This window comes from Streptomyces endocoffeicus (genome assembly GCF_016741935.1).
Classification (GTDB): domain Bacteria; phylum Actinomycetota; class Actinomycetes; order Streptomycetales; family Streptomycetaceae; genus Streptomyces; species Streptomyces endocoffeicus.
Genome location: NZ_JAERRG010000002.1, coordinates 583730 through 605640 on the forward strand (window position 1 = coordinate 583730; position 21911 = coordinate 605640).

A 21911-nucleotide genomic window follows, 5' to 3' on the forward strand; every position below is an offset into this window, starting at 1 on the left:
CGTCGCGCCTATGCGCCGCGCTCCTTTTTGCTGCGGATTTCTCACTGAGACCGGTGTACTTCTGTGCTCAATAACTGGGTGGTCATGCCCACCTGCCTGCCGTTCGTTCTCCGCCGTTGCCACGCGTGCGCGGCCGAGCGCTTCCGGGCCGGCGGCAAATTTCGCGTCAACGCGAACCACAAGCTCATCGACGCCTGGCTTCTCGTGCTCTGTACCGCTTGCGGGGAAACGGCGAAGCTCACGGTCCTGGAGCGGATCAATGTGCGTTCCGTACGGCCTGAGCTGCTGGACCGGCTGCATGACAACGATCTTGGTCTGACAGCCGAGTTGCTCCAGGACCCACTCGTGCGGCGCCGTAATCGCGTCGCCCTCGACTGGGACAACGCCTGGCGCCTCGACACCGGCGGATCGGATCACCTGGACCGGGGATGGGGTCTCCCCTGCTCGAGCGAAGCCGAGAGCTTGGGGAAGATCGATGTCTCGGTCCGCTTCACGGCGCGGATCCCCGTCCGGCCGGTACGACTGATCGCTGAAGGCTGCGGTCTTTCCCGGGCCGAGGTCGAGAGGCTGATCACGGAGGGCAAACTCGTTTCGGCGGTCCGGCTGAACGCCAAGCTCACCGGCGACTTCACCTTCACGCTCAAGCGCTGAGCCCTCCTCGGGACCAGGGTCTGTCCGGCACGACCCGCCGGACAGACCCTGGTCCCGGAACGGGGCCGTGCCATCGGCGCCGCCGCGTGCGTACGGCGCCGCCGCGTGCGTACGGTGAGGTAGGAGTAACCCTCGGCCGAGCCATCGTCCCAGGTGGTGGATGTGATCAGCGTCACTGCTCCGGGGTGTCCGTACATGCCGCCCCGTCGTCCCATGCCGCCAACTCACCCGAAACGCGCCCAGGTCGGCCGCCGGGGCGTAACGCGCCGGCCCCTCCGCGTCGCCTCCCGTGTCGCGCGGGTGGGCACCGTCACACGCCGAGGGATCCGCCCACGTGGAGCCGGTATGTAGCGTGCGCCCATGCATGCCACGGATGACTCGCCCACCCCGCATGACCACGTCCTCGGACAGCGCGCCGCCGGAGGCTGGATGTTCCTCCTCGAGGCAGCCCGCGACATGCGCACCACCGGGGCGCTCGCCCCCAGCGGCCGGGCGCTGGCCCACGCGTTGACCGAACCGGTGCGCTCACAGGCGGGGCGGCCGCTGAGCGTCCTGGAGGCCGGTGCCGGTACCGGGTCGGTCACCCGTTCCCTGATCCACCAGTTGCCGGCGGGCAGCCGCCTGGACATCGTCGAGGCCAACCCCCGCTTCACCGGCCGGCTGCGCGACCTCGTCCGCACCCACCCGCACCTGGCCGGACGGTCCGAGCGGATACGCGTGCACGAGGCGTACGTCGAGGAACTCGACGTACGCCGCCGTTACGACGCGATCATCTCGGCCCTGCCCTTCGCCAACTTCGATCCCCACCAGATCGAGGCGATCATGGGCCGGTATCTGGAGCTGCTGCGCCCGGGCGGCCTCCTGGCCTACTTCGCCTACCGCGGCACCCGGCAGGCCCGCAGCCTGTTGCCCTCCCGAAACCAGGCGCGGCGGCACCGGGCCGCCGAAGAGGTGCTGGCCGACTACCGCCGCCGCTACGCCACCGGCCGCAGCACGGTCTGGGCCAACCTGCCCCCGGCCGACGTCTGGCACCTGCGCCGCCCCGCGGGCAGCCTCCCGGCCGCGAGCCGGACATCCGCCGGAGCCGCGGCCAGCTGGTGACCGTCGGCCATGGGCCGGCTGGTGACCGTCGGCCATGGGCCGGCTGGTGACCATCGGCCATGGCCTCGCGGGACGATTTTCTCCGGCGGCGGGCGATTTTGTCCGCGTCAGCGGATCAAACCCCACCCGGTTTCCCATCCTCTTGATCCACGAGAGGCCGCACCGTCAGTGGACGAGCGGCCGAGCGTGTGGGAGTCGAAGGGGATCACATGACACTGTTCGAGCATCCGTTCGTCGCGGCTGGTTCCGCCACCCCGCCCGTGGACGACACGGCACGGATGATGCAGAGGTTCACGGGATACTGGGTCACACAGATGGTGCGTACCGCGGCCGAATTGCGCATCGCCGACCACCTCCACCCGGATGGCGCCACCTCCGCCGAGGTGGCCGAGGCGGAGTCGCTGGACCCCGCCTCGACGTTCCGGTTCCTGCGGGCGTGTGCCTCGCTCGGCCTGGCCGCATCGGCGGACGGGAAGCGGTTCGAGAGCACGTCCCTGCTCGACACCTTGCGTACCGACAACCCCGGCTCCCTGCGTGATCTGGCGCTGTGGGGCGGTACCGAATCGCACTGGCTGCCGTGGGGACGGCTCGCCGACGCGATACGCACCGGCACCCCCCAGGCGCGGGCCGCCCTCGGCGCGCCGGTCTTCGACTGGCTCGCCACCCAGCCGCGCGAGGCGGAGATCTTCACCAACGCCATGACCGCCATGACACATAACCTGGCCCACCGACTGGCCGATGTGATCGACATCAAGGACGCCGAGGTCGCCGTGGATGTCGGCGGCGCCGGCGGAAACCTCGTCCAGACCCTCATGCGGCGCCATCCCGGATTGACCGGGAAGGTGCTCGACCTTCCCCGCGTGGGCGCCGACGCGGACGCCTCGGCGGAGAAGCTCGGTGTCGCGGACCGGTTCACGTTCGTCGGCGGTGACTTCTTCGACCAGGTGCCGTCCGGCGATCTGCACCTGCTGAAGTTCGTTCTCCACGACTGGGACGACGACTCCTGCGTACGCATCCTGCGCAACTGCCGGGAAGCGCTCGAGCCCGGTGGCCGGGTGCTGGTGATGGAACTCCTCGTCGACGAGGTGGGCAAGCCGGGTCTGGAGCCGCTGATGGACATGAACATGAGAGCGCTGCTGACCGGACGGGAGCGCAGCGCCGACGAGTTCGGGGCCGTATTCGACCGGGCCGGTCTGCGGCTCGTCTCGGTGACGCCTTCCGCGTCCCTGCTCTCCGTGCTGGAGGCCGTGCCCGTCTGACGCCCCGTTGTCGGCGACGATCCGCCAGAAGGACCCTAGTCCCGGAACGAACCGTCCGCCCTGCGGGCGTGCCTGGACAGCAGGTGCTTGCACTGCGGGCAGTGCCGCCTGAACCCCTTCTTGACCAGATAGCTGATGCCGATCGTCACCACATGCATCAGCCCCACCGCCGCGTTCTGGAGCAGCCGCCCCAGCCACGACCTCGTACATGTCTCACAGTCCCGGCAACCGGCCGCCATGGCATATCCCCTCAACTCGTCGCTGACCTGCCCCGCACCACCAGTGTGCGCAATGGAGAACGCCGCCGAGCCGCCAACTGCCGTCCCTCCGCGGGGTTGTGACCGGCACAGATCGCACCCGGCACACGGCTGTGACATCGCGGCGGCGACGTCGCGATCGGCTCGGCGCCGACACCCCGCCGGTGAGGCTGGAGCACGGCCGGGACCGTCGGTTCGGGCTCAGGCGCGGCCACCCGCTGCCGCGCATCCGCTGACACCCTCACGCGAGGCGTGTCCAGAAGCCGCATTCGGCAGTCCGTCGTGTGCGCGCTCTTGACATGGACGCGCCGCCGCCCATAACTGTTAGGAATCTTTCCTAACATTCGAGAGCGGGAGGATCCCTGTGGCACCCTTCCACCGCGGACCGCGCCGAGCGGTCGGCGCCTTACTGGCCGCGGCCACCGCGGCCTTGACCATCGCGCTGCCCAATCTCAGCGCGGCCCAGCCCGCTGTGGCCCAGCCCGCCGCGGCCCAGCCCTCCGGCGCGAGGGCCGCCCCCGCGCCTGTGCGGTACGAGGCCGAGTCCGCGGTCATCTCCGAGGGCGCGGCCGAGTCCAACCACGGCGGCTACTCCGGCTCCGGATTCGTGAACTTCGACAACGCGGCCGGGACCTACGTCGAGTTCACGGTGAACGCCCCGGCCGCGGGCAGCGCCACCCTGAGCCTCGGCTACGCCAACGGCACGGCCGCCGACCGCCCGCTGGACATCGCCGTCAACGGCGACCAGGCGGCGGACGACCTGGCGTTCCCGTCCACCGGCTCCTGGACCGACTGGGAGTCCGTGACCACCACGGTCACCCTCAAGGCGGGCAGCAACACCATCCGCACCACCTCGGCGGCGGCCGAGGGCGGGCCCAACCTCGACTACATCGATGTCACCGCAGCCGACGGACCGGCCGGAACGGACTACGAGGCCGAGTCCGCCAAGATCTCCCAGGGCGCCGTGGAGTCCAACCACGCCGGCCACTCCGGCACCGGATTCGTGAACTTCGACGTCGTCACGGGCGCGTACGTCGAATTCACCGTCGACGCGGCACAGGCCGGCCCCGCCCGGCTCGACTTCCGCTACGCCAGCGCCTCCGCCGACCGCCCGCTCGACATCGCCGTCAACGGCGGCAGCGTCGCCGACGACCTTTCCTTCCCGGCGACCGGCGCCTGGACCACCTGGCGGGCGGTCAGCGTGAACGCCACGCTCAAGGCCGGTGGCAACACGGTCCGCGCGACCACCTCCGGCGCCGACGGCCCCAACCTCGACAAGCTGACCGTCACCCCGACCGGCCCCGCCGACACCGAGCGGCCGACCGCCCCCGCGAATCTGCGCAAGGACAAGGAGCCGACGGCCACCACCGTCTCGCTGGCCTGGGGCGCGGCCACCGACAACGTGGGTGTCACCGGCTACGACATCTATCAGCACGGCCAGTTGATGAAGAAGGTCGGCGCGGACGTCCTCGCGGCGACCGTCGAGAACCTCGACCCCGAGACCTCGTACGACTGGACCGTCTTCGCGCGGGACGCGGCCGGGAACGCCTCGGAGGCCTCCAACGCCGTCACCATCGCGACCCTGCCCGCGCCACCGGACACCGAGCCGCCGACCGCCCCGGCCAACCTGACCTCCCCGTCGAAGACGGCCACGACCGTCGATCTGGCCTGGTCCGCGTCCAGCGACAACGTCAAGGTCACCGGCTACGAGATCTACCGCGACGGTGTCCTCTCCGGCACCTCCGAGACCACCTCCACCAGCGTCGCGGGCCTGACCCCGGACACCGCGTACGCCTTCAAGGTCCGGGCGTACGACCTCAAGGGCAACAAGTCCCCCTTCACCCCCGAGATCACGGTGACCACCTCCGGAACCCAGCCGGGCGGCACCCCCGACCCCGGCACGGTCAGCACCATCGCGAGCGGGGTGGACGTGGCCTGGGGCCTCGGCTTCCTGCCCGACGGCACCGGCATCTTCACCGAGCGCAACACCTTCAACGTCTACAAGCTGACCAAGTCCGGCACCAAGACCCTCGTCGGCAAGGTGCCCAACTCCCAGACCACCGGCGGCGAGGGCGGCCTGCTGGGCCTCGAGGTCTCCCCGACCTTCACCACCGACCACTACCTCTACTTCGTCCACACCTCCAGCGAGGGCAACCGCATCGCCCGCATGACGCTGGAGAACAACACCCTCAGCGGCTACAAGGTGCTGCTCCAGGGCATGGAGAAGAGCCGCTACCACAACGGCGGACGGCTGCGCTTCGGCCCTGACGGCAAGCTGTACGCCTCCATGGGCGACGCCCAGACCGAGTCGCGGGCCCAGGACCGGAACTCGCTCAACGGCAAGATCCTCAGGATCAACCCCGACGGCTCGATCCCGTCCGACAACCCCTTCGGCAACGCCGTCTGGTCCCTCGGCCACCGCAATCCGCAGGGCCTGGACTTCGACTCCAAGGGCCGCCTGTGGGAGTCCGAGTTCGGCAACAGCGTCATGGACGAGGTCAACCTCATCCAGAAGGGCGGCAACTACGGCTGGCCCAACTGCGAGGGCACCGAGGGCGACTGCTCCGGCTCCGGCTACATCGCGCCGAAGAAGACCTGGCCGACCTCCTCGGCCTCGCCCAGCGGGCTGACGATCATCAATGACCATGTCTTCGTCGCCACCACCGTGGGGAAGCGCGTCTACCGGATGCGGATCGACTCCTCGTCGAACCTCGTCGAGCAGAAGACGTACTTCCAGGGCACCTACGACCGGCTGCGTACGGTCGAGGTCGACCACGACGGCGACATCTGGCTCACCACCTCCACCGACAAGGACGGCACGGACGGCAACGACCGCATCCTGCGGATCGACATCGTCTACTCGGACGACGGCACGGCCGGTGACTTCAAGCTCAGCAGCGGAGCCTTCAACGACAACGCGACCATCCCGGCACGCCACACCTGTGCCGGGGACGGAACGGTCGGCCAGGACCCCTCGCCCCCGCTGGCCTGGGGCGCCGGAACCACCGGCGCGCGCGGCTGGGCCATCGTCTTCGCCGATGTCGCGAACGGCGGCAACAAGCTCCACTGGGCGATCTGGGACCTCCCGGCGGCCAAGCTGTCACTGCCCGAGGCGCTGGGGTCCGGCTTCAACGTCCCGGGCCAGGGTGGCGCCAAGCAGAAGGCCATGGGCAGCGGCGCCAACGCCCAGCAGTACTTCGGGCCCTGCCCCGGCGGTTCGACGCATCCGTACACGTTCACGCTCTACGCGCTGAACACGGCGACCGTGCCCGGGATCGACTCCGGCTCGTCGATGGCCCAGATCGAAACGGCGATCAAGAACGCGAGCACGGCGAAGGTGGCGCTGCGCGGCAACTCGAACGCGAGCACGTAGCTGTTGCGGTGACGTAGGGGTGGCCGGAGGGGCCCGACGCGATCCGGTCCTCTCCGGCCACCCCACTCACATAGGAGCGCTCGCGCGCACCATGAGCGTGCCGACGTCCGGCATGGGCGTCCTCCGGGGTGGGCGGCGCGCCCCACAGGAGACCCTCAGGCTGTTGTCCCGCGCTCAGGCGGCTTGTCCGTGCCGGGCAGCTTCGCCGAGGCGTCCGCATGGGCGAGCCGCCGCAACGCGCTGAACACCGCCTCGCCCAGAACGGTTCCGACCACCACACCCTCCACCATGTTTTCGACCGCCGCCAGCCGGCCCACGTACGCGAGATCGGCGCGGGCGACCTGCTCGGCGGCGTCCGCGTAGTCCTCGAGCACTTCGATGAACGCTCCGTGTCCCAACCGGTCCATCGCGGCGAGGGCCTTTGCCAGGTCGGCCGCGGCGGGATCTGACTCACCCGCCGGCCATCCCCGCCTGGAGATGAGGTCTGCGACGGCGGCATGCGCGACCGCGGACGCTGCGTCGTCGTGCTCGCTGCGTGCGGTGCCGAGGCGATCCGCGGCGGCGCCGAGCACCTTGTGCAGGGGACGCGCCGGATCGTCGACGGCCGCCAGAACCTCCGTGATTTCGGCCAGCTTCAAGCCGCCCACATCGAGCAGTGCACGGATCAGCTGTAGCCGACGCTCGTGCGTCTCATCGTAAGTCGCCTGATTCGGGCTGGTCAGCTCGCCCGGGGGCAGCAGTCCTTCGCGAACGTAGTACTTGATGGTCGGCACCGACACCCCGGTTCGGCGACTCAACTCCCTGACGCGCACTGTCGGTTCACTCCTCGTCCTCCGTCGTGCCCACCCGCGCCGGCCCTTGCCAGTCGCCTCCCATGATAGATACTGGCGCTATCGGATAGCGGATAGTGCCGCTATCTGTTTTACTCTCGGGAGGGATAGCTGTGCCTTCATTGCGTCCGTCTTCGTGGCCGTCGTCGTCGTGGGGGTCGGTTCCATGGCGGTCATGGCACCGACCACTGGTGATGTTCTCGGCGGCGATGGCGATCATGGCGGTCATATCCAGTGTGGGGCTCGTCGTCGACGACCGCGTTGTGGCGGGTGCGCCGGTCTGGTCCAAACCTTTCAAGTTCTCGGTCTCATTCGTGGCCTACTGCCTCTCTCTGGCCTGGGCACTGTCACTACTCACCCGTGGCCGACGTGTGGGCTGGTGGGCCGGGACCGTTGTGTCGGCGGCGTCTCTCGTCGAGATGGCGATCATCACCGGGCAGGCGGCACGCGGGAGGCGCAGCCACTTCAACCGTGAGACGCCCTTCGACGAGGCACTGTTCAACGCGATGGCGGTGACGGTCGTCATCCTGTGGCTCGGCATGCTCGTGATCGCCGTGGTGCTGCTCCGCACCCGGATCACCGACCGTGCGTCCGCGTGGGCGTTGCGCTCCGGCATTATCCTGGCGCTGGCCGGCGCCGCTGTCGGATTCCTGATGACGCAGCCCGCGCCGGGGCAGCGGCGCGGCGTCTCCAAGGTGGTCGGCGCGCACAGCGTGGGCGTGCCGGACGGCGGTCCCTCGATGCCGCTGACCGGCTGGTCGACGACCGGCGGCGATCTGCGGATCCCGCACTTCTTCGGCATGCACGCGCTGCAACTCCTCCCGCTGCTGGTCATGGTGGTGGCGGCCCTCGCGCCACGCTTCGCCCGTCTCGCGGACGACCGGGTACGGCTGCGCCTGGTGCTGCTGGCCTCGGGGGTGTACGCCGCCGCCTTCGCCCTGGTTCTCTGGCAGGCGCTGCGGGGCCAGGCGCTGATCCATCCGGACGGCGTGACGCTGGGGCTGGCCGGCCTGATCCTGGTGGCCGCCGTTCTCGGCACGTACGGATCTCTCCGCGTGCCAACTCACCGTCGCGCTCGGGCGCATGAGGCCGGGCTTGTGTCATGACCGGATTCCTCTTCGAGCTCTCCTTCTGGCTGGCCGCACCAGTGTGGCTGCTCATGATCTTCGCCCCGGGGTGGAGTGTGACCGCCCGCATAGCCGGGTCACCGCTGACAGTGGTGCCCGTGCTGCTCGTCTATCTCACGCTCGCCATCCCGGCGTTCCCCGAACTCTGGGCCGCGGTCAGTCGACCCGACATTGACGCCTTCCGTGAACTGACGGCACGCGCGGACGGCGCGGGAGCCGTCTGGGTGCAGGTCATCGCCTGGGATCTGCTGATCGGGCAGTGGATGTACCGGGAGGCCAGGAGGCTTGGGATCTCGGCTCTGCTGATGGGGCCACTGCTGGCCTTCACGATCCTGCTGTCGCCGTTCGGGCTACTGGTGTTCCTGGGGCTGCGCGCGTGGAGTTCACGGCGTGCGACCCGCGACGGCTTCGCGGTTGCCGCGTCGGGTGGGCCGCGTCATTGACGGTCGTGCACCACATTGACGGTCGTGCACCACGGGACTGATGTGGGAACCAGTTCCGTGGTGCGCGCACCACACGCTCCGACACCTCCCCGTCGGCGCCGCAGCCGTGGCATGCCTGACACCTCATGTGCCATCCTTAAGATGATGAACAGTCAGTGACGCTGGGGCTACGGAAGGGATTGATGACCCGTCTTTGGGAGGCTGACCCGTCGGCGTTATTCGCCAAGCGTCTGGGAAAGTCAGCGGCAGAGCTTGGCAACTCTGAGGACGAGGAAAAGTGCCCGGACATCTGGCAGCTTGACAATGGTCATATCGCCGTAATCGGCCGCGACCTCACTGCCATCTATGCCTCACGTTTACCGACTGGTGTGTCCATCGGGCCCGACGAGCGGCTGGTTGTGATTCCCGGAAAGATGCTCAGTGCGGCAAAGGAAGATATTCCCGATGCTTGATCTTCGTGCCCCAGCGCTCCCGGCCGAACAAGGCGAACCACTCGATGACGACGCCTACGTCAGTGACTTCCGAGCGCGACGCAAAGCTATCCGTCACGGCGAGTCCTGGAAGTTGGAACGGCTCCAGCACTTCGAAGAGAAGGACAGCCCCACCCGGGACGCGCTGCGTCGAGGTGACTGGGATGAAGCGCTCCGGCTCTTCGAGACGAAGCGCGAGGCAGCGCAAAAGGCGGCTGAAGAGGACCGGCGGAACGGCTCTCCGTTCCATCGCTTGCGCGTGGTGGAAGAGCCACTGACGCCATACATGCAATGGGAGCTGCACTCGCTCCACGTCCGTGCGGAAGCCGGGCACCCCACCCGTGTGCTGCCCGCGAAGGAAGTCGCCGCCGCTGAGATCGATCACCTTCTGCCCGAGTTCGTCATCCTCGACAATCTCACCCTTTATGGGATTCTCTACACCGAGACCGGAGCCTTCGAGAGTGCCCGCCGTTTCACCGACCCCGAGATCGTAAAGCCTTGGGTGACCTATGTGAAACAGGCTTGGGTCGTAGCGGAGGATATTCGGACCTACTTCGAGCGTGCGGTGGCACATCTTCCACCGCCCCCGGCGGCATGAGCGGAGAAGAATTCAATGCCCCGGCCGGGGACGAGGGCAGTCGCCCACAAGGCTCTCAGAATGACCTGTCAGGGTCGTCCCGGGACGTCGTACAGGCCGGCAACGTCTCGGGCGGCATCAACTTCTACCAGCGGGTGCCAGGGGAGTCGGCCAGCCTCATACCACGTCAGCTTCCGGCTGATGTGTGCCTGCCGAACAAATCCCCCAGGACGTCGATGATGCCGCCGCTCTGTACCGCTCCTTGCTCGCCGAGCGACGCGTCCTGATCCTGCTCGACAACGCCGCCACGGTCAGCCAGGTGCGGCCGCTCCTCCCCGGCACTGGCACCAGCCTGGTAGTGGTGACCAGTCGCAACCGGCTCTCCGGCCTCACCGTACGAGACGGGGCCCGCCGCCTGACGCTCGGTACCCTTCCCGAACCCGAGGCGATTGCCTTACTGCACGCGGTCACCAGCGGCTATCGGCCTGGAGACGATGAGGAAAAGCTGACTGAACTGGCCCGTCTGTGCGCTCGGCTGCCACTCGCCTTACGTATCGCGGCAGAGCGCGCCGCCAGTCATCCGCATATGAGGATCGACGATCTCATCTCTGACTTGCGCGACGAGTCGGCGCTGTGGGACGCGCTCAGCACCGGGATCGATGAGGAAGCAGAAGCGGTCCACTCGGTCTTCGCTTGGTCATACCGCGCCCTGCCGGCATCCTCCGCGCGGCTCTTTCGCCTGCTGGGGATTCATCCGGGTCCTGAGTTCAGTCTCCATGCGGCCGCGACCCTCTGTGAGTTCAGCCTCAGCCGCACAAGGCAACTCCTGGACGACCTCGTGGGCGCCCACCTGCTCGAACAGACGGCACCGGACCGATTCCAGTTCCACGACCTACTGCGTGCCTTCGCCACCGGCCAGGCGCAGAGCGATGAACCCGTAGAGCAACGGAACGCGGCCCTGCACCGTGTACTGGCCTGGTATCTGCATACCGCTGACGCGGCGCAGAGTTGGCTCAGGCCTTCCGAGCGGCATTCCCTCCTGACGGCCTCGACAGCTTCCGTGCCTCCCCTGGTCTTCGCCGATTACGACGCGGCGGCGGACTGGGCGGACCGTGAACACACGACTCTGCTCCATTTGGTTCCCGCCGCCGTATCGGCAGGGATCGACACTCTCGCCTGGCAGTTGGCCGAGGTGCTGTGGACTGCCCGCTACCCATCAGCGCCAGGCAGTGACTGGATCGACCGATGCGTGCCGGTCTGGCGGCAGCCGAACGATGACCACTTCGAGCGTGCCGCTGTGTTCTTCCGTGACGCGGATGAACCCCGCAGAGCGGCTATGGCCCTGTCCAACATCGCCAGCACCCGTCTCGACGCGGGCCGCCTGCCTGAGGCCGATGAGGCCGCCCAACAGGCGCTCGCCGCCCACCGAGCCCTGAACAATGAAAGAAGCGTGGGCAATGCCTTGTGTATCGTCGCCGAGCTCTGTCGGGAGCAAGGCGAGCTCGCAGCGGCACGACGTGCGATCGACGAGGCCCTCGACATCGCGCTCAACCTCAGGAGTCACGTCCTGGAAGGCTTTTGGCTGCTCACTCTGGGCGATATCCAGCGTGCAGCCGGACACTACGGCGACGCGCTGACCTCGTACCAGCGGTCCGCCACGCTCCATCGCCGTCTCGGCGACCGCAGCCGCGAAGCCCTCGCCTGGCGGGGCACCGGGCAGACCTACGCGGCGATGGATCGCTATGACGAGGCCGCCGCGTTTCATCGTCAGGCCGCCGCCGTGCACGGACAGCTCGGCGACGCGTGGCAACACGCCTTGGAACTCGACCACCTGGCCGCCGCCGTGGAGAGGGAGGACCCCCCAAGCGGCCCGCGCCCACCGGGTTGAGGCTCTATCCCACCTGGCTGAGTACACCGACCCCCGGGCCGTGGCCGTTCGGTCCCGCATCGAGAGGCGTCTGGCCGACCCCGCAGCGTAGCTACTGTCATTCGGTGAACGGTTCGCGCAGCTCGAACCAGATGAGCTTGCCAGTGGGGCGCAGCCCCAGGGCCCCGGCAAAGTCGTGGTGATGTCTGTTCCAGCCGGACAGGCATAGAAGCGCCGGGTTTGGTAGCAGCAGGCCGCATGACCGGTTCGAAAGATCATCAGGGTTCCTACGCCACGGTGATCTATCCGATGTGAGTCATGCCCGCGCTGTCATCATCGTTGATCTCGTCTCTGTCTGACGCACCGGCTCTGACAGTGCCGGAAACCGGCGGCGGGCTGCCCGCGGCACTCGCCTCGGTGCCTGATCCGCGAGGCCGCCGGGGTGTCCGGCACCGGTTGAGCGTGGTGGTGACCGCAGCGGCGTGTGCCGTGGTGGCCGGCTACCGCTCGTATGCCGCGATCGCGGAATGGGTGGCCGACATCCCGGACGAGACCGCACAGGCTCTGGGCATCGCTGTTGATCGACGACCGTCCGAAGCGATGATCCGCCGGCGGCTGCAGGCGCTGGACCCGGATCTGCTCACCACAGCGATCGGTGAGAATTCCGCCCCTGCTCCCATCCGATGTCGCCCAATTGGCAGGGCGGACGGGTGTTAACCGTCCAGGCTCCGGTTCGAGTCCGGGCATTGGAGCTCCGCCTGTCGTCCCGGGCGGCCCGCTCGTATGCCCGAGTGGTCAGGGAACCGCCTGCAAAGCGGTGCACATTCGAAGCCGGTTTCGGACTCAGGAATCCCTCCGCTGTGGAGTCACCGCTGAGAATGTCACCCCGGTGAGCTCCTCGGAGACGGTCCACAGGCGCTGCTGGGTGGCCTGGTCGTGGGAGTCGGGGCTGGAGGCGACCAGCTTCGGGTAGCCGCGGATCTCGCCGCGGTTGCCGGGGCCGTAGTACTGGCCGCCGGTGACGGCCGGATCGGTGGCGGCGCGCAGGGTGGGCAGGGCGCCCATCTCGGCCTTCTGGGTGAGCAGCGGCGCGAGCCAGGTGATGGGCACGCGAAGCGCGGCGGGCGTGTTGCGGGCGAGCTCGGTGTTGGACACGCCGGGATGGGCGGCCACCGCGACTGTGGTGCCGTGCGGTGCGAGCCGGCGCTGCAGTTCGTACGTGAACATCAGATTGGCGAGTTTGGCCTGGCCGTAGGCGGCGACGCGGCTGTACGAGCGCTCCCACTGCAGGTCGTCGAAGTGGATGGCGGCCCGGATGCGGTGACCGGTGCTGCTGACCGTCACGACGCGGGAGCCGGGGACGGGCAGGAGCCGGTCCAGCAGCAGGCCGGTCAGGGCGAAGTGGCCGAGGTGGTTGGTGCCGAACTGCAGCTCGAAGCCGTCAGCGGTGGTCTGTCGCGGGGTGTACATCACGCCCGCGTTGTTGATCAGAAGGTCGATGCGCGGGTGGGCCGTGCGCAGGTCGGCCGCCGCGGACCGGATCGAGTCCAGGGAGGCCAGGTCGAGGGCCTGGACGGTGACGTCGCCGGTGATGCGGGCGGCTGCCTGCTTGCCCTTCTCCACGTCGCGGACCGCCAGGACCACCGTCGCCCCGCGCGCCGCGAGCATCCGGGCGGTCTCGAAGCCCAGCCCGGTGTTGGCGCCGGTCACGATCGCCACCCGGCCGTGCTGATCGGGGATGTGCTGCTCTGTCCAGTTGCCGCTCATGACGCACTCCTAAAGAACCATCGGTCTGTTACGAGTGTCAACGTAAGAGACCGCCGGTCTTCTGTCAAGGGACCGGCGGTCTTTAAGCTAGGCTGAGGGCGTGACATTTCAGCGGGCGCGAAGCGAGGAGCAGCGGGAGATCCGTCGCCGGGCGATCCTGGACACGGCGGCGGCGATGCTCGACGAGATGCCCGTGGCCGAGGTGAGCCTCAATGAGCTCAGCCGGCGGGTGGGCCTGGCCAAGTCGAACGTCCTGCGGTACTTCGAGTCACGCGAGGCGGTGCTGCTCGAACTGCTGGACGTCTTTCTGGAGAGCTGGCTCGCCGAGCTGGCGGACGAGCTGGCCGCGGGCATCGAGGCGCATGCGGCGCCGGAAGTGCGGGCCGGTCAGCTGGCCGAGATCCTCAGCCGGACGCTGGCGGGCCGCGTGGTGCTGTGCGACCTCTTCGGCGCACAGGGTGGCGTCCTTGAGCACAACGTCTCGGTCGAGGTGGTCAAGCGGCACAAGCGCTCCTCCCTCACGCGGCTCGCGGCCATGACCGAGCTCGTGCGCCGCCACGTGCCCGAACTCGGCGACAGCGCGCAGCTGTTCTGCCTGATGGGCCTGGTCTCAGCGGGTGCCCTGTCGGCGTACGTCCCGCCGCCGCCCAGCCTCCTTGCCGCCTACGCGGACGAGCCTGCCCTCGGCGTGCTCCACATGGAGTTGCGTGACGCTCTGAGGATCTCCTTCACCTCGACGCTCCTGGGCGTGCTGCCGCGCGCCTGAACCTTTCCGTTTGCTGTGAAGGAAAACGGTGCCCTATTTGGCGGGCGGGTCGCGTAGCTCGAACCAGATGTGCTTGCCGGTGGGGCGCAGGCCGTTTTCCCAGGTGACGCCCCATGCGTAGGCCAGCTCCTGCATGAGGAACAACCCGCGTCCACCCTCCTCGTCGGGCGCCGCGTCGCGGGGGTACGGGTGGCGGTCCGGGGAGCCGTCGCGTACGGCGATCGTCGCGATGCGGTCGCGGACGAGGGTGTCGATGTGGATCAGCTGGGTGTTGGTGTGCTGATTGACGTTCGTCACGGCCTCGGAGACCAGGAGTTTCGCCGTGTCCGCGAGGTCGTGCAGGTCGTTGGCCTGGAGGAGGGCGGCGATCGCGTCGCGGCAGACCCTCGGGCTCTTGGGGGAGTTGGGGGCGCTGAGGCGGTAGGCGTACGGAAGGTTTGCGGCTTCGGGCATGGCGGTTCTCCCAACGCGGTGCGTGGCCTATTCGTCACGCTGTGGTGAGAACCATAGGGCATGATGGGTAACCAGTTCCACTGTTGTGGTGGAACTCGTTAGAGTGTGGGATCGTCGTCCCAGGTACCGGAGAGGGGAACGCGTGGGGCAGAGGACGGCCACGACCGCGAGGCAGCGGCGTCTCGGTACAGAGCTGCGCAAGATGCGCGAGCGGGCAGGCATGAGCGTGGTGGAAGCCGGTCAGCTCCTCGGCGTGAACCGCACTCGCATCAGCAACATCGAGGCTGCGCGCTTCGGCGTGAGCGAGGACCGCATCAGAACGCTCGCGACCATCTACTCCTGTATGGACAGGGCGTATGTCGACGCTCTCGTCGCCATGAACGAGGAACGCGTCCGCGGCTGGTGGGAGGACTACCGGGGCAAGACTCCGGCGAACGCACTCGACTTGGCCGAGCTCGAACATCACGCGGTGGCCATGCGTTCGGCGCAGATCATGCATGTGCCGGGCCTGCTCCAGACAGAGGATTACGCGAAGGCCGTGTTCTCCACCGCCACGTCCAACCCCACGCCGACGCAGTTGCGGGCCAGCATTTCCTACCGACTCAGGCGCCGGGACGTACTGGACAGGGACACTCCGCCGGAGTGCACCTTCCTCGTCCATGAGGCCGCGCTGAGAATGGAGTTCGGCGGGCCGAAGGTGATGCGGGCACAGTTGGAGCAGCTGATCGAGTCGTCGCAGCGGAGCAACGTGACCGTGCGCGTGGTTCCGTTCTCGGCGGGCGGGTTCTCAAGCCCAGGCATGAGCACGCTCTACGCATTCGGGCCGGTCCGGCAACTGGACACCGTGCAGGCCGATACGCCCTCGGGCGCTGCCTTCCTCGATACGGAAGCGCACCTCGAACGCTACGGCGGTATCTTGGACCAGATGGAAGCCTTGGCCCTTACGCCAGAGGCCACGAGCGACCTCATCCGCGAGATAGCACAGCAACTCTGACCCACAGGAGATGCCCCGACATGCACTGGCGGAAGTCCTCGTACTCCGGAGAGGATGCCGAGCACAACTGTGTGGAACTCGGCCGCACGCCGGGCGCCATACTCCTCCGCGAGAGCGACGAACCGCAGACCGTGATCACCACGACCCCCGCCGCGCTCCGGGCGCTTACCCGGGCCGTCCGGGACGGGCGGTTCGATCAGCTGTCCCGCTAGGGGACAATGGGCGCCATGAGTCTGTTCCGCGACGACGGCATCGTGCTGCGCACCCAGAAGCTGGGTGAGGCGGACCGGATCATCACCCTGCTCACCCGTAACAACGGCCGCGTCCGCGCCGTCGCGCGGGGCGTGCGGCGGACGAAGTCGAAGTTCGGGGCGCGGCTCGAACCGTTCAGTCACGTTGACGTGCAGTTCTTCTCGCGCGGTGGCGGCGAGCTGATCGGGCGCGGGCTGCCGCTCTGCACGCAGAGTGAAACCATCGCTCCGTACGGTGGGTCGATCGTCACCGACTACGCCCGCTACACCGCCGGTACGGCCATGCTGGAGACGGCCGAGCGGTTCACCGACCACGAGGGCGAACCCGCCGTACAGCAGTATCTGCTGCTCGTCGGCGCGCTGCGCACCCTCGCCGCCGGGGATCATGAGCCGCATCTCATCCTGGACGCGTTTCTGCTCCGTTCCCTCGCCGTGAACGGCTACGCACCGAGTTTCGACAACTGCGCCAAGTGCGGGATGCCCGGTCCGAACCGGTTCTTCTCGGTCGGCGCGGGCGGGGTCATCTGCGGAGAGTGCCGGGTGCCCGGAAGCGTCGTACCCTCGGCGGAGTCGCTGACGCTGCTGGGCGCGCTGCTGACCGGGGACTGGGAGACGGCGGACGCGTGCGAGTCGCGGCATGCCCGGGAGGGCAGCGGGCTCGTGGCGGCGTATTTGCACTGGCACCTGGAGCGGGGACTTCGGTCGCTGCGGTACGTAGAGAAGTAGTACAGAGAGCAAGCAAGAGCTGAGGGAGACGTGGCAGGCATGGCAGGACGCGGGTTTCTGGGCCGACAGCGGCGCGAGTACCGGATCCCGGAACCGCATCCGTCCGGCGCCCGGCCGCCGAAGATCCCCGGTGAGCTGGTGCCGAACCACGTGGCGTGCGTGATGGACGGGAACGGCCGCTGGGCCAAGGAGCGCGGGCTGCCGCGCACCGAGGGGCACAAGGTCGGCGAGGCCGTCGTGATGGACGTGCTCAAGGGCTGCCTCGAGATGGGCGTCAAGAACCTCTCCCTCTACGCCTTCTCGACCGAGAACTGGAAGCGCTCGCCCGACGAGGTGCGCTTCCTGATGAACTTCAACCGCGATGTCATCCGCCGCCGCCGCGACGAGATGGACGCGATGGGCGTCCGGATCCGCTGGGCGGGCCGGATGCCGAAGCTGTGGAAGTCGGTGGCGCAGGAGCTCCAGGTCGCCCAGGAGCAGACCAAGAACAACGACGCCATGACGATGTACTTCTGCATGAACTACGGCGGCCGTGCGGAGATCGCGGACGCGGCGAAGGCGCTGGCGGAGGATGTCCGGGCGGGCCGCCTCGATCCGTCGAAGGTGAACGAGAAGACGTTCGCGAAGTACCTCTACTACCCGGACATGCCGGATGTGGATCTCTTCCTGCGCCCGTCCGGCGAGCAGCGGACGTCCAACTACCTGATCTGGCAGAGCGCGTACGCCGAGATGGTGTACCAGGACGTGCTGTGGCCGGACTTCGACCGCCGCGACCTGTGGCGGGCATGCCTGGAGTACGCCTCGCGGGACCGCCGCTTCGGCGGGGCGATCCCCAACGAGGATCAGTTGAAGAAGGACGCCCAGGGGGACTCCCAGCAGGACTCCCACTCCGCGTAAGCGGTAGGCGCGCGGCCCGGGACGCGCCCCTCTTACTCCGCCGCCACGATGCGCTCCACCGCCGCCGCCACCAGCTGATCCCGCTCCGCCTCCGTGAACACGTCCGGCAGGGTGAGCTGCTCGACGATCAGCCAGTTCAGGGCCAGCACGAGCAGCTTGACGGCCGTGGCGTCGCCGGGGAGGCCCGACTCCTCGTGGTACGCGACGTTGGCGTCGAGGTCGGCCCGGACCCGCTCGGTGAGGACCTTGCGCAGTTCGGGCCGGCGGGTGGCCTCGAGGCGGAGTTCCAGCAGGGCCAGATAGCCGGTGCGGAATGAGGCGACGCGGCTGACGAGCTCACGCATCAGCTCCGCGTAGGTCTCCCGGTCGCGGCCCGCCGCCCGCTGGCGGGCGATCGTGGCCTCGTCGGGCTGGAGCCGTTCATAGACGCGGGCGCCGGCCTGGGTGAGTACGTCGTCGCGGCTGCCGAAGTAGTTGGACGCGGTCCCGGCGGGTACGGCGGCCTCGGCGTCCACCGCGCGGAAGGTCAGGCCGCGCGCTCCTTCCCTGGCCAGCACCTCGATCGCGGCGTCCACGAGGGCGGCGCGCCGCTGGTCGTTCCTTCTCACCATTGACACCACTCCAGCCGTAGTACTACGTTCCAACCACTACAAGCAGAGTACTACGTTTGGAGCGGCTAAAGATGCGAAAGCTCGTGTACTACGTCGCCGTCACGCTCGATGGCCGCATCGCCGGCCCCGGCGGCGAGTACGACTTCTTCCCAGTCGGCGACGAACGGCAGTCCGCCGCCTACTCGAACTGGACCAACACGCTGTTCCCCGAGACGGTCCCGACCGCCTACCGCGCCGCGATCGGCCTGGCCGACGCGCCGAACCGCCACTTCGACACCGTCGTCATGGGCCTCGGCGCGTACCGCCCCGCCCTCGACGCGGGGATCACCAGCCCATACGCCCATCTGCGCCAGTACGTGGTGTCCAGCACCCTCGAGCCCGACACCGACCCGGCCGTCACCGTCGTCCCGGGCGACCCGCTCGCCCTCGTGCGCGAGCTCAAGCGGGAGGACGGTGCGGGGCCGGACGTATGGCTCTGCGGTGGCGGCAAGCTCGCGGGCGCCCTGCTGCCGGAGCTCGACGAACTGGTGATCAAGAACTACCCCGTTGTCGCGGGGGCCGGGATTCCCGCCTTCGACGGCGCCTTCGATCCCACCGTCTTCGACGTCGCCGAGCGCACGGCCTTCCCCAACGGCGTCACCCTCACCCACCTCACCCGTCGCTGACTCCGGCATCTGCTGAGGCGAGTAACGATCACTCCGCTGATCTGGGGTTTTTGCGCTGGCTGGCGTTGAAGCGCGCTTTCTTCTGGCGATTCCCGCACGTGTTCATGTCGCACCATCTGCGGCTGCGGCTTTGGCTGGTGTCGAAGAAGGCGGCTTGGCAGGTCGGTGACGCGCACAAGGCCAATTTTCCGTCTCGTTCGCCCGCGATGATGCTGATCGCGTCGGCGGCGATCACGCCGAGGGCATCTTCCACGCAGGAAGCCGAGCTGAGCCGCCATCGCCGCTTGCCCTCGGGCGTCAGGGTCGCCGCGGCTCGCCCCTGAGCGCTGCGGTCATTGATGACCTGGACAGCGGACGCAGGCAGAGCGTGCTGGAGCGCGGCCGCTGTCGCGGCGGCGTGGATCGACTCCCTCAGTTCCCGGGCGAGATCGAGCTGGGCGGTGGTGCAGGAGTCCACGGCGAGGCCGTTCACCGCCAGCCAGTCGACGAGTCGCTGCGGTACGGGAATGCGCTCCACGGCGTTGCCGCGACGCTCCGACAGGGTCCCCGTGAAGCTGGTCGCCAGCACGGTACCGAGGCGGAAGTCAGGGAATCCAGCGCGCATGGAACCACCTTAGCCGGTTGCACGCTGGCATGAAGGGATGCTAGAACCGTCTTAGCCGGTTCGCGATAGTCGTAGCCGGTGCCGCGATGGCCAGGAGGTCTCATGTCCCGTCCAGCCGGCGACGTGCAAGCGTTTGAAGCCCACGCAACCGACGCCGACCTCGACGATCTGCGCGCGCGACTGGCCGCGGCGCGGCTACCGGAGGCCGAGACGGTCCATCGCGCCGGGCCCGACCCTCGCCGGTGGGAACAGGGCGTTCCGCTCGCCGACCTCGTCGATGTCGTGAACTACTGGCGCACCGGGTACAACTGGCGGTCGTTCGAAGAGCGCCTCAACCGGGTCGGCCAGTTCCGTACGACCATTGATGATCTGGGAATTCATTTCCTGCACCGCCGATCCGCGCGCGCCGATGCCACTCCTCTGATCTTGACGCACGGCTGGCCGGACAGCGTTGCTCGGTTCATCGATGTAGTGGATGAGCTGGCAGATCCGAAAAACGCGGACGCGCCGGCGTTCCACGTCGTGGTCCCGTCGCTACCGGGCTTTGGTTACAGCGACAAGCCGGCCACCACCGGGTGGGGAACCGAAAAGATCGCGGCCGCATGGGTGGAGCTGATGGGAAGGCTCGGCTACGGCACGTTCGTAGCCCACGGCGGCGACTGGGGCGGCAATATCACCACGGTTCTCGGCGGCAGGTTCCCGGCACACGTTCTCGGCATCCACACCACGTTCGCGGAGGGGCCGCCCGGGTTGACAACGGACGGGCTGACGGCGGTCGAACGGAAGTGGGCCGAGGAAACCCGCGATTTCTGGCGCCATCGCGCGGCGTACGCGAAGCAGCAGGCGACCCGGCCGCAGACCGTCGGCTACTCGCTCGTCGACTCACCGGTCGGGCTTCTTGCCTGGATCCTCGACAAGTTCGCCGAATGGTCGGACACCGAGGACAGCCCGTTCGAGACGATTTCCAGAGACAGAATTCTTGACGACGTCACCCTGTATTGGCTGACGCGGACCGGCGCATCGGCGGCCCGCATCTACTACGAAAGCCACAACTCGCTGGACCCGGAACTTCGGGTCGTTGTCCCGTCGGCGATCACCGCGTATCCCCGCGACGTGGAGAAGTGTCCGCGCCCCTGGGCGCAGGAGCGGTACCGGCGGATCGTCCGATGGAGCGAGCCCGAAAGCGGGGGACATTTCCCGTCGCTGGAGGTTCCCGAGTATTTCGTCAAGGACCTGCAAGAGGGCCTCGCGGCAGTGCTGGCCGCTCATCGGTGAACGCGGCTAAGCGCTCCGCGGGAAGTGCCGCGATGGGGCGTCGGCCGACTGCGGCGCCGTCGTGGCTGGTCGCGCCCACGCGGCGGAGCCGCACATCGACGCAGCCCCGCGCCCCTTCGGGGCGCTGCCCGAACCGTAGCGAACTTCCTCCGACCTGCTTAGGCGACCCGGCACTCGATCACCGCCTGGTGATGGAGTCCGGGACGCCGGTGATCGGCGGCGGCTTATGCTGGGCGCGTGACACCGAAGGGCGAGCACGCGTGACACCGAGGGGCGAGCAGGGGCAGGCGCTGCGGGCGGATGCGGCGCGGAATCGTGCTCGGGTGTTGCGGGTCGCCCGTGAGCAGTTGGCCGCCGGTGATGACTCGCTTCAGCTGAATGCCATCGCCCGGCTCGCCGGGGTGGGCGTGGGGACCGTCTATCGGCATTTCCCCAATCGCCACGCGCTGTGGGAGGCGCTGTCGACCGAGCGCTTTCAGGGGCTGGTCGACGAGGCCCAGGCCGCGGCCGCGGACGAGGACGCCCTCGCGGGGCTGCACCGCCTGCTGCGGTTTGCCCTCCTTGAGGCGTCGGACGACAGCGGCTTCGCCGCCGTTCTCGAATCCGCCAGCGATGCCGACACACAGACCGCGGAGCTGAAGGCCGAGCTCGACGGGGCCGTCGGGCGGTTGCTCGACCGTGCTCGCCGGGACGGGGCCATCCGGCGTGATGTCGAGGCCGACGACGTGCGCCGTCTGCTCTGCGGTATCGAACACGCCATACGTTCCGGCGACAGCGACCCGAAGCGCGCCGAGGTCTACCTGGGCGTCCTCATCGAGGGCCTGCGTCCCCCGCGCTGACAGCGGCGGTTCAGGCCGGTGCGGCAGCACGGCCGGTCCGGCAGCACGGCCGGTCCGGCAGCACTCCACCATCAACCGGATAGGTATCCGGTTGTGCTAGCGTGCCTC

The 21911-nt window shown here is 68.4% G+C and carries 25 protein-coding genes and 1 tRNA gene; 19 read left to right on the top strand and 7 right to left on the bottom strand.

Annotation, left to right across the window (positions count from 1 at the left end; genetic code table 11):
- The first annotated feature begins 63 nt into the window (after positions 1-63).
- The 3 genes from JK364_RS09925 (at position 64) to JK364_RS09935 (ending at position 3011) form a co-directional block, all read left to right on the top strand.
- A complete protein-coding gene (locus tag JK364_RS09925; RefSeq protein WP_201849690.1) occupies positions 64-651 on the top strand; it encodes a DUF1062 domain-containing protein in 588 nt (195 codons plus the stop codon).
- 360 nt (positions 652-1011) lie between these two features.
- Positions 1012-1752 (top strand): class I SAM-dependent methyltransferase, encoded by a 741-nt coding sequence (locus tag JK364_RS09930; RefSeq protein ID WP_201849692.1) that lies wholly within the window; start codon positions 1012-1014, stop codon positions 1750-1752.
- A gap of 209 nt (positions 1753-1961) precedes the next feature.
- The gene (locus tag JK364_RS09935) at positions 1962-3011 is read left to right on the top strand and encodes a methyltransferase (protein WP_201849694.1); all 1050 of its coding nucleotides are present in this window, start codon (positions 1962-1964) and stop codon (positions 3009-3011) included.
- Positions 3012-3046: 35 nt separating this feature from the next.
- Here the strand turns inward: JK364_RS09935 and JK364_RS09940 are convergent, their stop codons facing one another.
- Positions 3047-3250, bottom strand: coding sequence for a hypothetical protein (locus JK364_RS09940; RefSeq protein ID WP_201849696.1), 204 nt, complete (start codon positions 3248-3250; stop codon positions 3047-3049).
- A gap of 382 nt (positions 3251-3632) precedes the next feature.
- Here JK364_RS09940 and JK364_RS09945 point away from each other — a divergent pair, with 382 nt between their 5' ends.
- Positions 3633-6641, top strand: a complete 3009-nt coding sequence (locus tag JK364_RS09945) for a PQQ-dependent sugar dehydrogenase (RefSeq protein ID WP_201849698.1) — start codon at positions 3633-3635, stop codon at positions 6639-6641.
- Positions 6642-6796: 155 nt separating this feature from the next.
- Here the strand turns inward: JK364_RS09945 and JK364_RS09950 are convergent, their stop codons facing one another.
- Complete coding sequence (locus tag JK364_RS09950) at positions 6797-7453, bottom strand: MerR family transcriptional regulator (RefSeq protein ID WP_201849699.1); 657 nt, start codon at positions 7451-7453, stop codon at positions 6797-6799.
- Positions 7454-7460: 7 nt separating this feature from the next.
- Positions 7461-7700, bottom strand: a complete 240-nt coding sequence (locus JK364_RS09955; RefSeq protein ID WP_201849867.1) for a hypothetical protein — start codon at positions 7698-7700, stop codon at positions 7461-7463.
- Here JK364_RS09955 and JK364_RS09960 point away from each other — a divergent pair.
- The 7 genes from JK364_RS09960 (at position 7681) to JK364_RS09990 (ending at position 12707) form a co-directional block, all read left to right on the top strand.
- Complete coding sequence (locus JK364_RS09960) at positions 7681-8577, top strand: hypothetical protein (protein ID WP_201849701.1); 897 nt, start codon at positions 7681-7683, stop codon at positions 8575-8577. The two genes, JK364_RS09955 and JK364_RS09960, sit on opposite strands and share 20 nt — an antisense overlap.
- Complete coding sequence (locus tag JK364_RS09965; RefSeq protein ID WP_201849703.1) at positions 8574-9041, top strand: ABA4-like family protein; 468 nt, start codon at positions 8574-8576, stop codon at positions 9039-9041. Before JK364_RS09960 ends, JK364_RS09965 begins: the two co-directional genes overlap by 4 nt.
- A gap of 182 nt (positions 9042-9223) precedes the next feature.
- Positions 9224-9493 carry a hypothetical protein gene (locus JK364_RS09970; protein WP_201849704.1) on the top strand — a complete coding sequence of 90 codons (270 nt, stop codon included), beginning with the start codon at positions 9224-9226 and terminating at the stop codon, positions 9491-9493.
- A complete protein-coding gene (locus JK364_RS09975) occupies positions 9486-10109 on the top strand; it encodes a DUF6879 family protein (protein ID WP_201849706.1) in 624 nt (207 codons plus the stop codon). The genes JK364_RS09970 and JK364_RS09975 overlap by 8 nt, the downstream gene beginning before the upstream one ends.
- A gap of 184 nt (positions 10110-10293) precedes the next feature.
- Positions 10294-11976: a tetratricopeptide repeat protein gene (locus tag JK364_RS57500; RefSeq protein ID WP_307841209.1), complete on the top strand. Its 1683-nt coding sequence runs from the start codon at positions 10294-10296 to the stop codon at positions 11974-11976.
- Positions 11977-12273: 297 nt separating this feature from the next.
- Positions 12274-12672 (top strand): transposase family protein, encoded by a 399-nt coding sequence (locus JK364_RS09985; RefSeq protein ID WP_201849857.1) that lies wholly within the window; start codon positions 12274-12276, stop codon positions 12670-12672.
- Positions 12635-12707 (top strand) — tRNA-Asn (locus JK364_RS09990). The genes JK364_RS09985 and JK364_RS09990 overlap by 38 nt, the downstream gene beginning before the upstream one ends.
- Before the next feature lie 91 nt (positions 12708-12798).
- Here JK364_RS09990 and JK364_RS09995 read toward each other — a convergent pair.
- The gene (locus JK364_RS09995; protein ID WP_201849708.1) at positions 12799-13722 is read right to left on the bottom strand and encodes an SDR family NAD(P)-dependent oxidoreductase; all 924 of its coding nucleotides are present in this window, start codon (positions 13720-13722) and stop codon (positions 12799-12801) included.
- A 100-nt stretch (positions 13723-13822) separates the two neighbouring features.
- On the opposite strand from JK364_RS09995, the gene JK364_RS10000 reads away from it, so the two are divergent.
- Complete coding sequence (locus JK364_RS10000; protein WP_201849710.1) at positions 13823-14488, top strand: TetR/AcrR family transcriptional regulator; 666 nt, start codon at positions 13823-13825, stop codon at positions 14486-14488.
- Positions 14489-14521: 33 nt separating this feature from the next.
- On the opposite strand, the gene JK364_RS10005 is transcribed toward JK364_RS10000, so the two are convergent.
- Entirely contained in the window at positions 14522-14941 is a 420-nt protein-coding gene (locus tag JK364_RS10005) for an ATP-binding protein (RefSeq protein ID WP_201849712.1), read from the bottom strand.
- 142 nt (positions 14942-15083) lie between these two features.
- Between JK364_RS10005 and JK364_RS10010 the strand changes: the two genes are divergently transcribed.
- Genes JK364_RS10010 through JK364_RS10025 form a run of 4 tightly spaced genes read left to right on the top strand, consistent with a single transcriptional unit; the run spans position 15084 to position 17809 of the window.
- Entirely contained in the window at positions 15084-15935 is an 852-nt protein-coding gene (locus JK364_RS10010) for a helix-turn-helix domain-containing protein (protein ID WP_201849714.1), read from the top strand.
- A 20-nt stretch (positions 15936-15955) separates the two neighbouring features.
- Positions 15956-16147, top strand: coding sequence for a DUF397 domain-containing protein (locus JK364_RS10015; protein WP_201849715.1), 192 nt, complete (start codon positions 15956-15958; stop codon positions 16145-16147).
- A gap of 15 nt (positions 16148-16162) precedes the next feature.
- The gene (recO, locus tag JK364_RS10020) at positions 16163-16912 is read left to right on the top strand and encodes a DNA repair protein RecO (RefSeq protein ID WP_201849716.1); all 750 of its coding nucleotides are present in this window, start codon (positions 16163-16165) and stop codon (positions 16910-16912) included.
- A 39-nt stretch (positions 16913-16951) separates the two neighbouring features.
- Positions 16952-17809 carry an isoprenyl transferase gene (locus tag JK364_RS10025; RefSeq protein ID WP_201849717.1) on the top strand — a complete coding sequence of 286 codons (858 nt, stop codon included), beginning with the start codon at positions 16952-16954 and terminating at the stop codon, positions 17807-17809.
- Positions 17810-17841: 32 nt separating this feature from the next.
- Here JK364_RS10025 and JK364_RS10030 read toward each other — a convergent pair whose 3' ends face one another.
- Positions 17842-18420, bottom strand: a complete 579-nt coding sequence (locus JK364_RS10030) for a TetR/AcrR family transcriptional regulator (protein ID WP_201849718.1) — start codon at positions 18418-18420, stop codon at positions 17842-17844.
- Between the two features lie 71 nt (positions 18421-18491).
- On the opposite strand from JK364_RS10030, the gene JK364_RS10035 reads away from it, so the two are divergent.
- The gene (locus JK364_RS10035; protein WP_201849719.1) at positions 18492-19085 is read left to right on the top strand and encodes a dihydrofolate reductase family protein; all 594 of its coding nucleotides are present in this window, start codon (positions 18492-18494) and stop codon (positions 19083-19085) included.
- A gap of 28 nt (positions 19086-19113) precedes the next feature.
- On the opposite strand, the gene JK364_RS10040 is transcribed toward JK364_RS10035, so the two are convergent.
- On the bottom strand, positions 19114-19689 hold the full coding sequence (locus JK364_RS10040) for a CGNR zinc finger domain-containing protein (protein WP_201849720.1): 576 nt from the start codon (positions 19687-19689) through the stop codon (positions 19114-19116).
- Between the two features lie 102 nt (positions 19690-19791).
- Between JK364_RS10040 and JK364_RS10045 the strand changes: the two genes are divergently transcribed.
- The gene (locus JK364_RS10045; protein ID WP_201849722.1) at positions 19792-20964 is read left to right on the top strand and encodes an epoxide hydrolase family protein; all 1173 of its coding nucleotides are present in this window, start codon (positions 19792-19794) and stop codon (positions 20962-20964) included.
- A gap of 260 nt (positions 20965-21224) precedes the next feature.
- On the top strand, positions 21225-21803 hold the full coding sequence (locus JK364_RS10050) for a TetR/AcrR family transcriptional regulator (protein WP_307841211.1): 579 nt from the start codon (positions 21225-21227) through the stop codon (positions 21801-21803).
- The last annotated feature ends 108 nt before the right edge of the window (positions 21804-21911 follow it).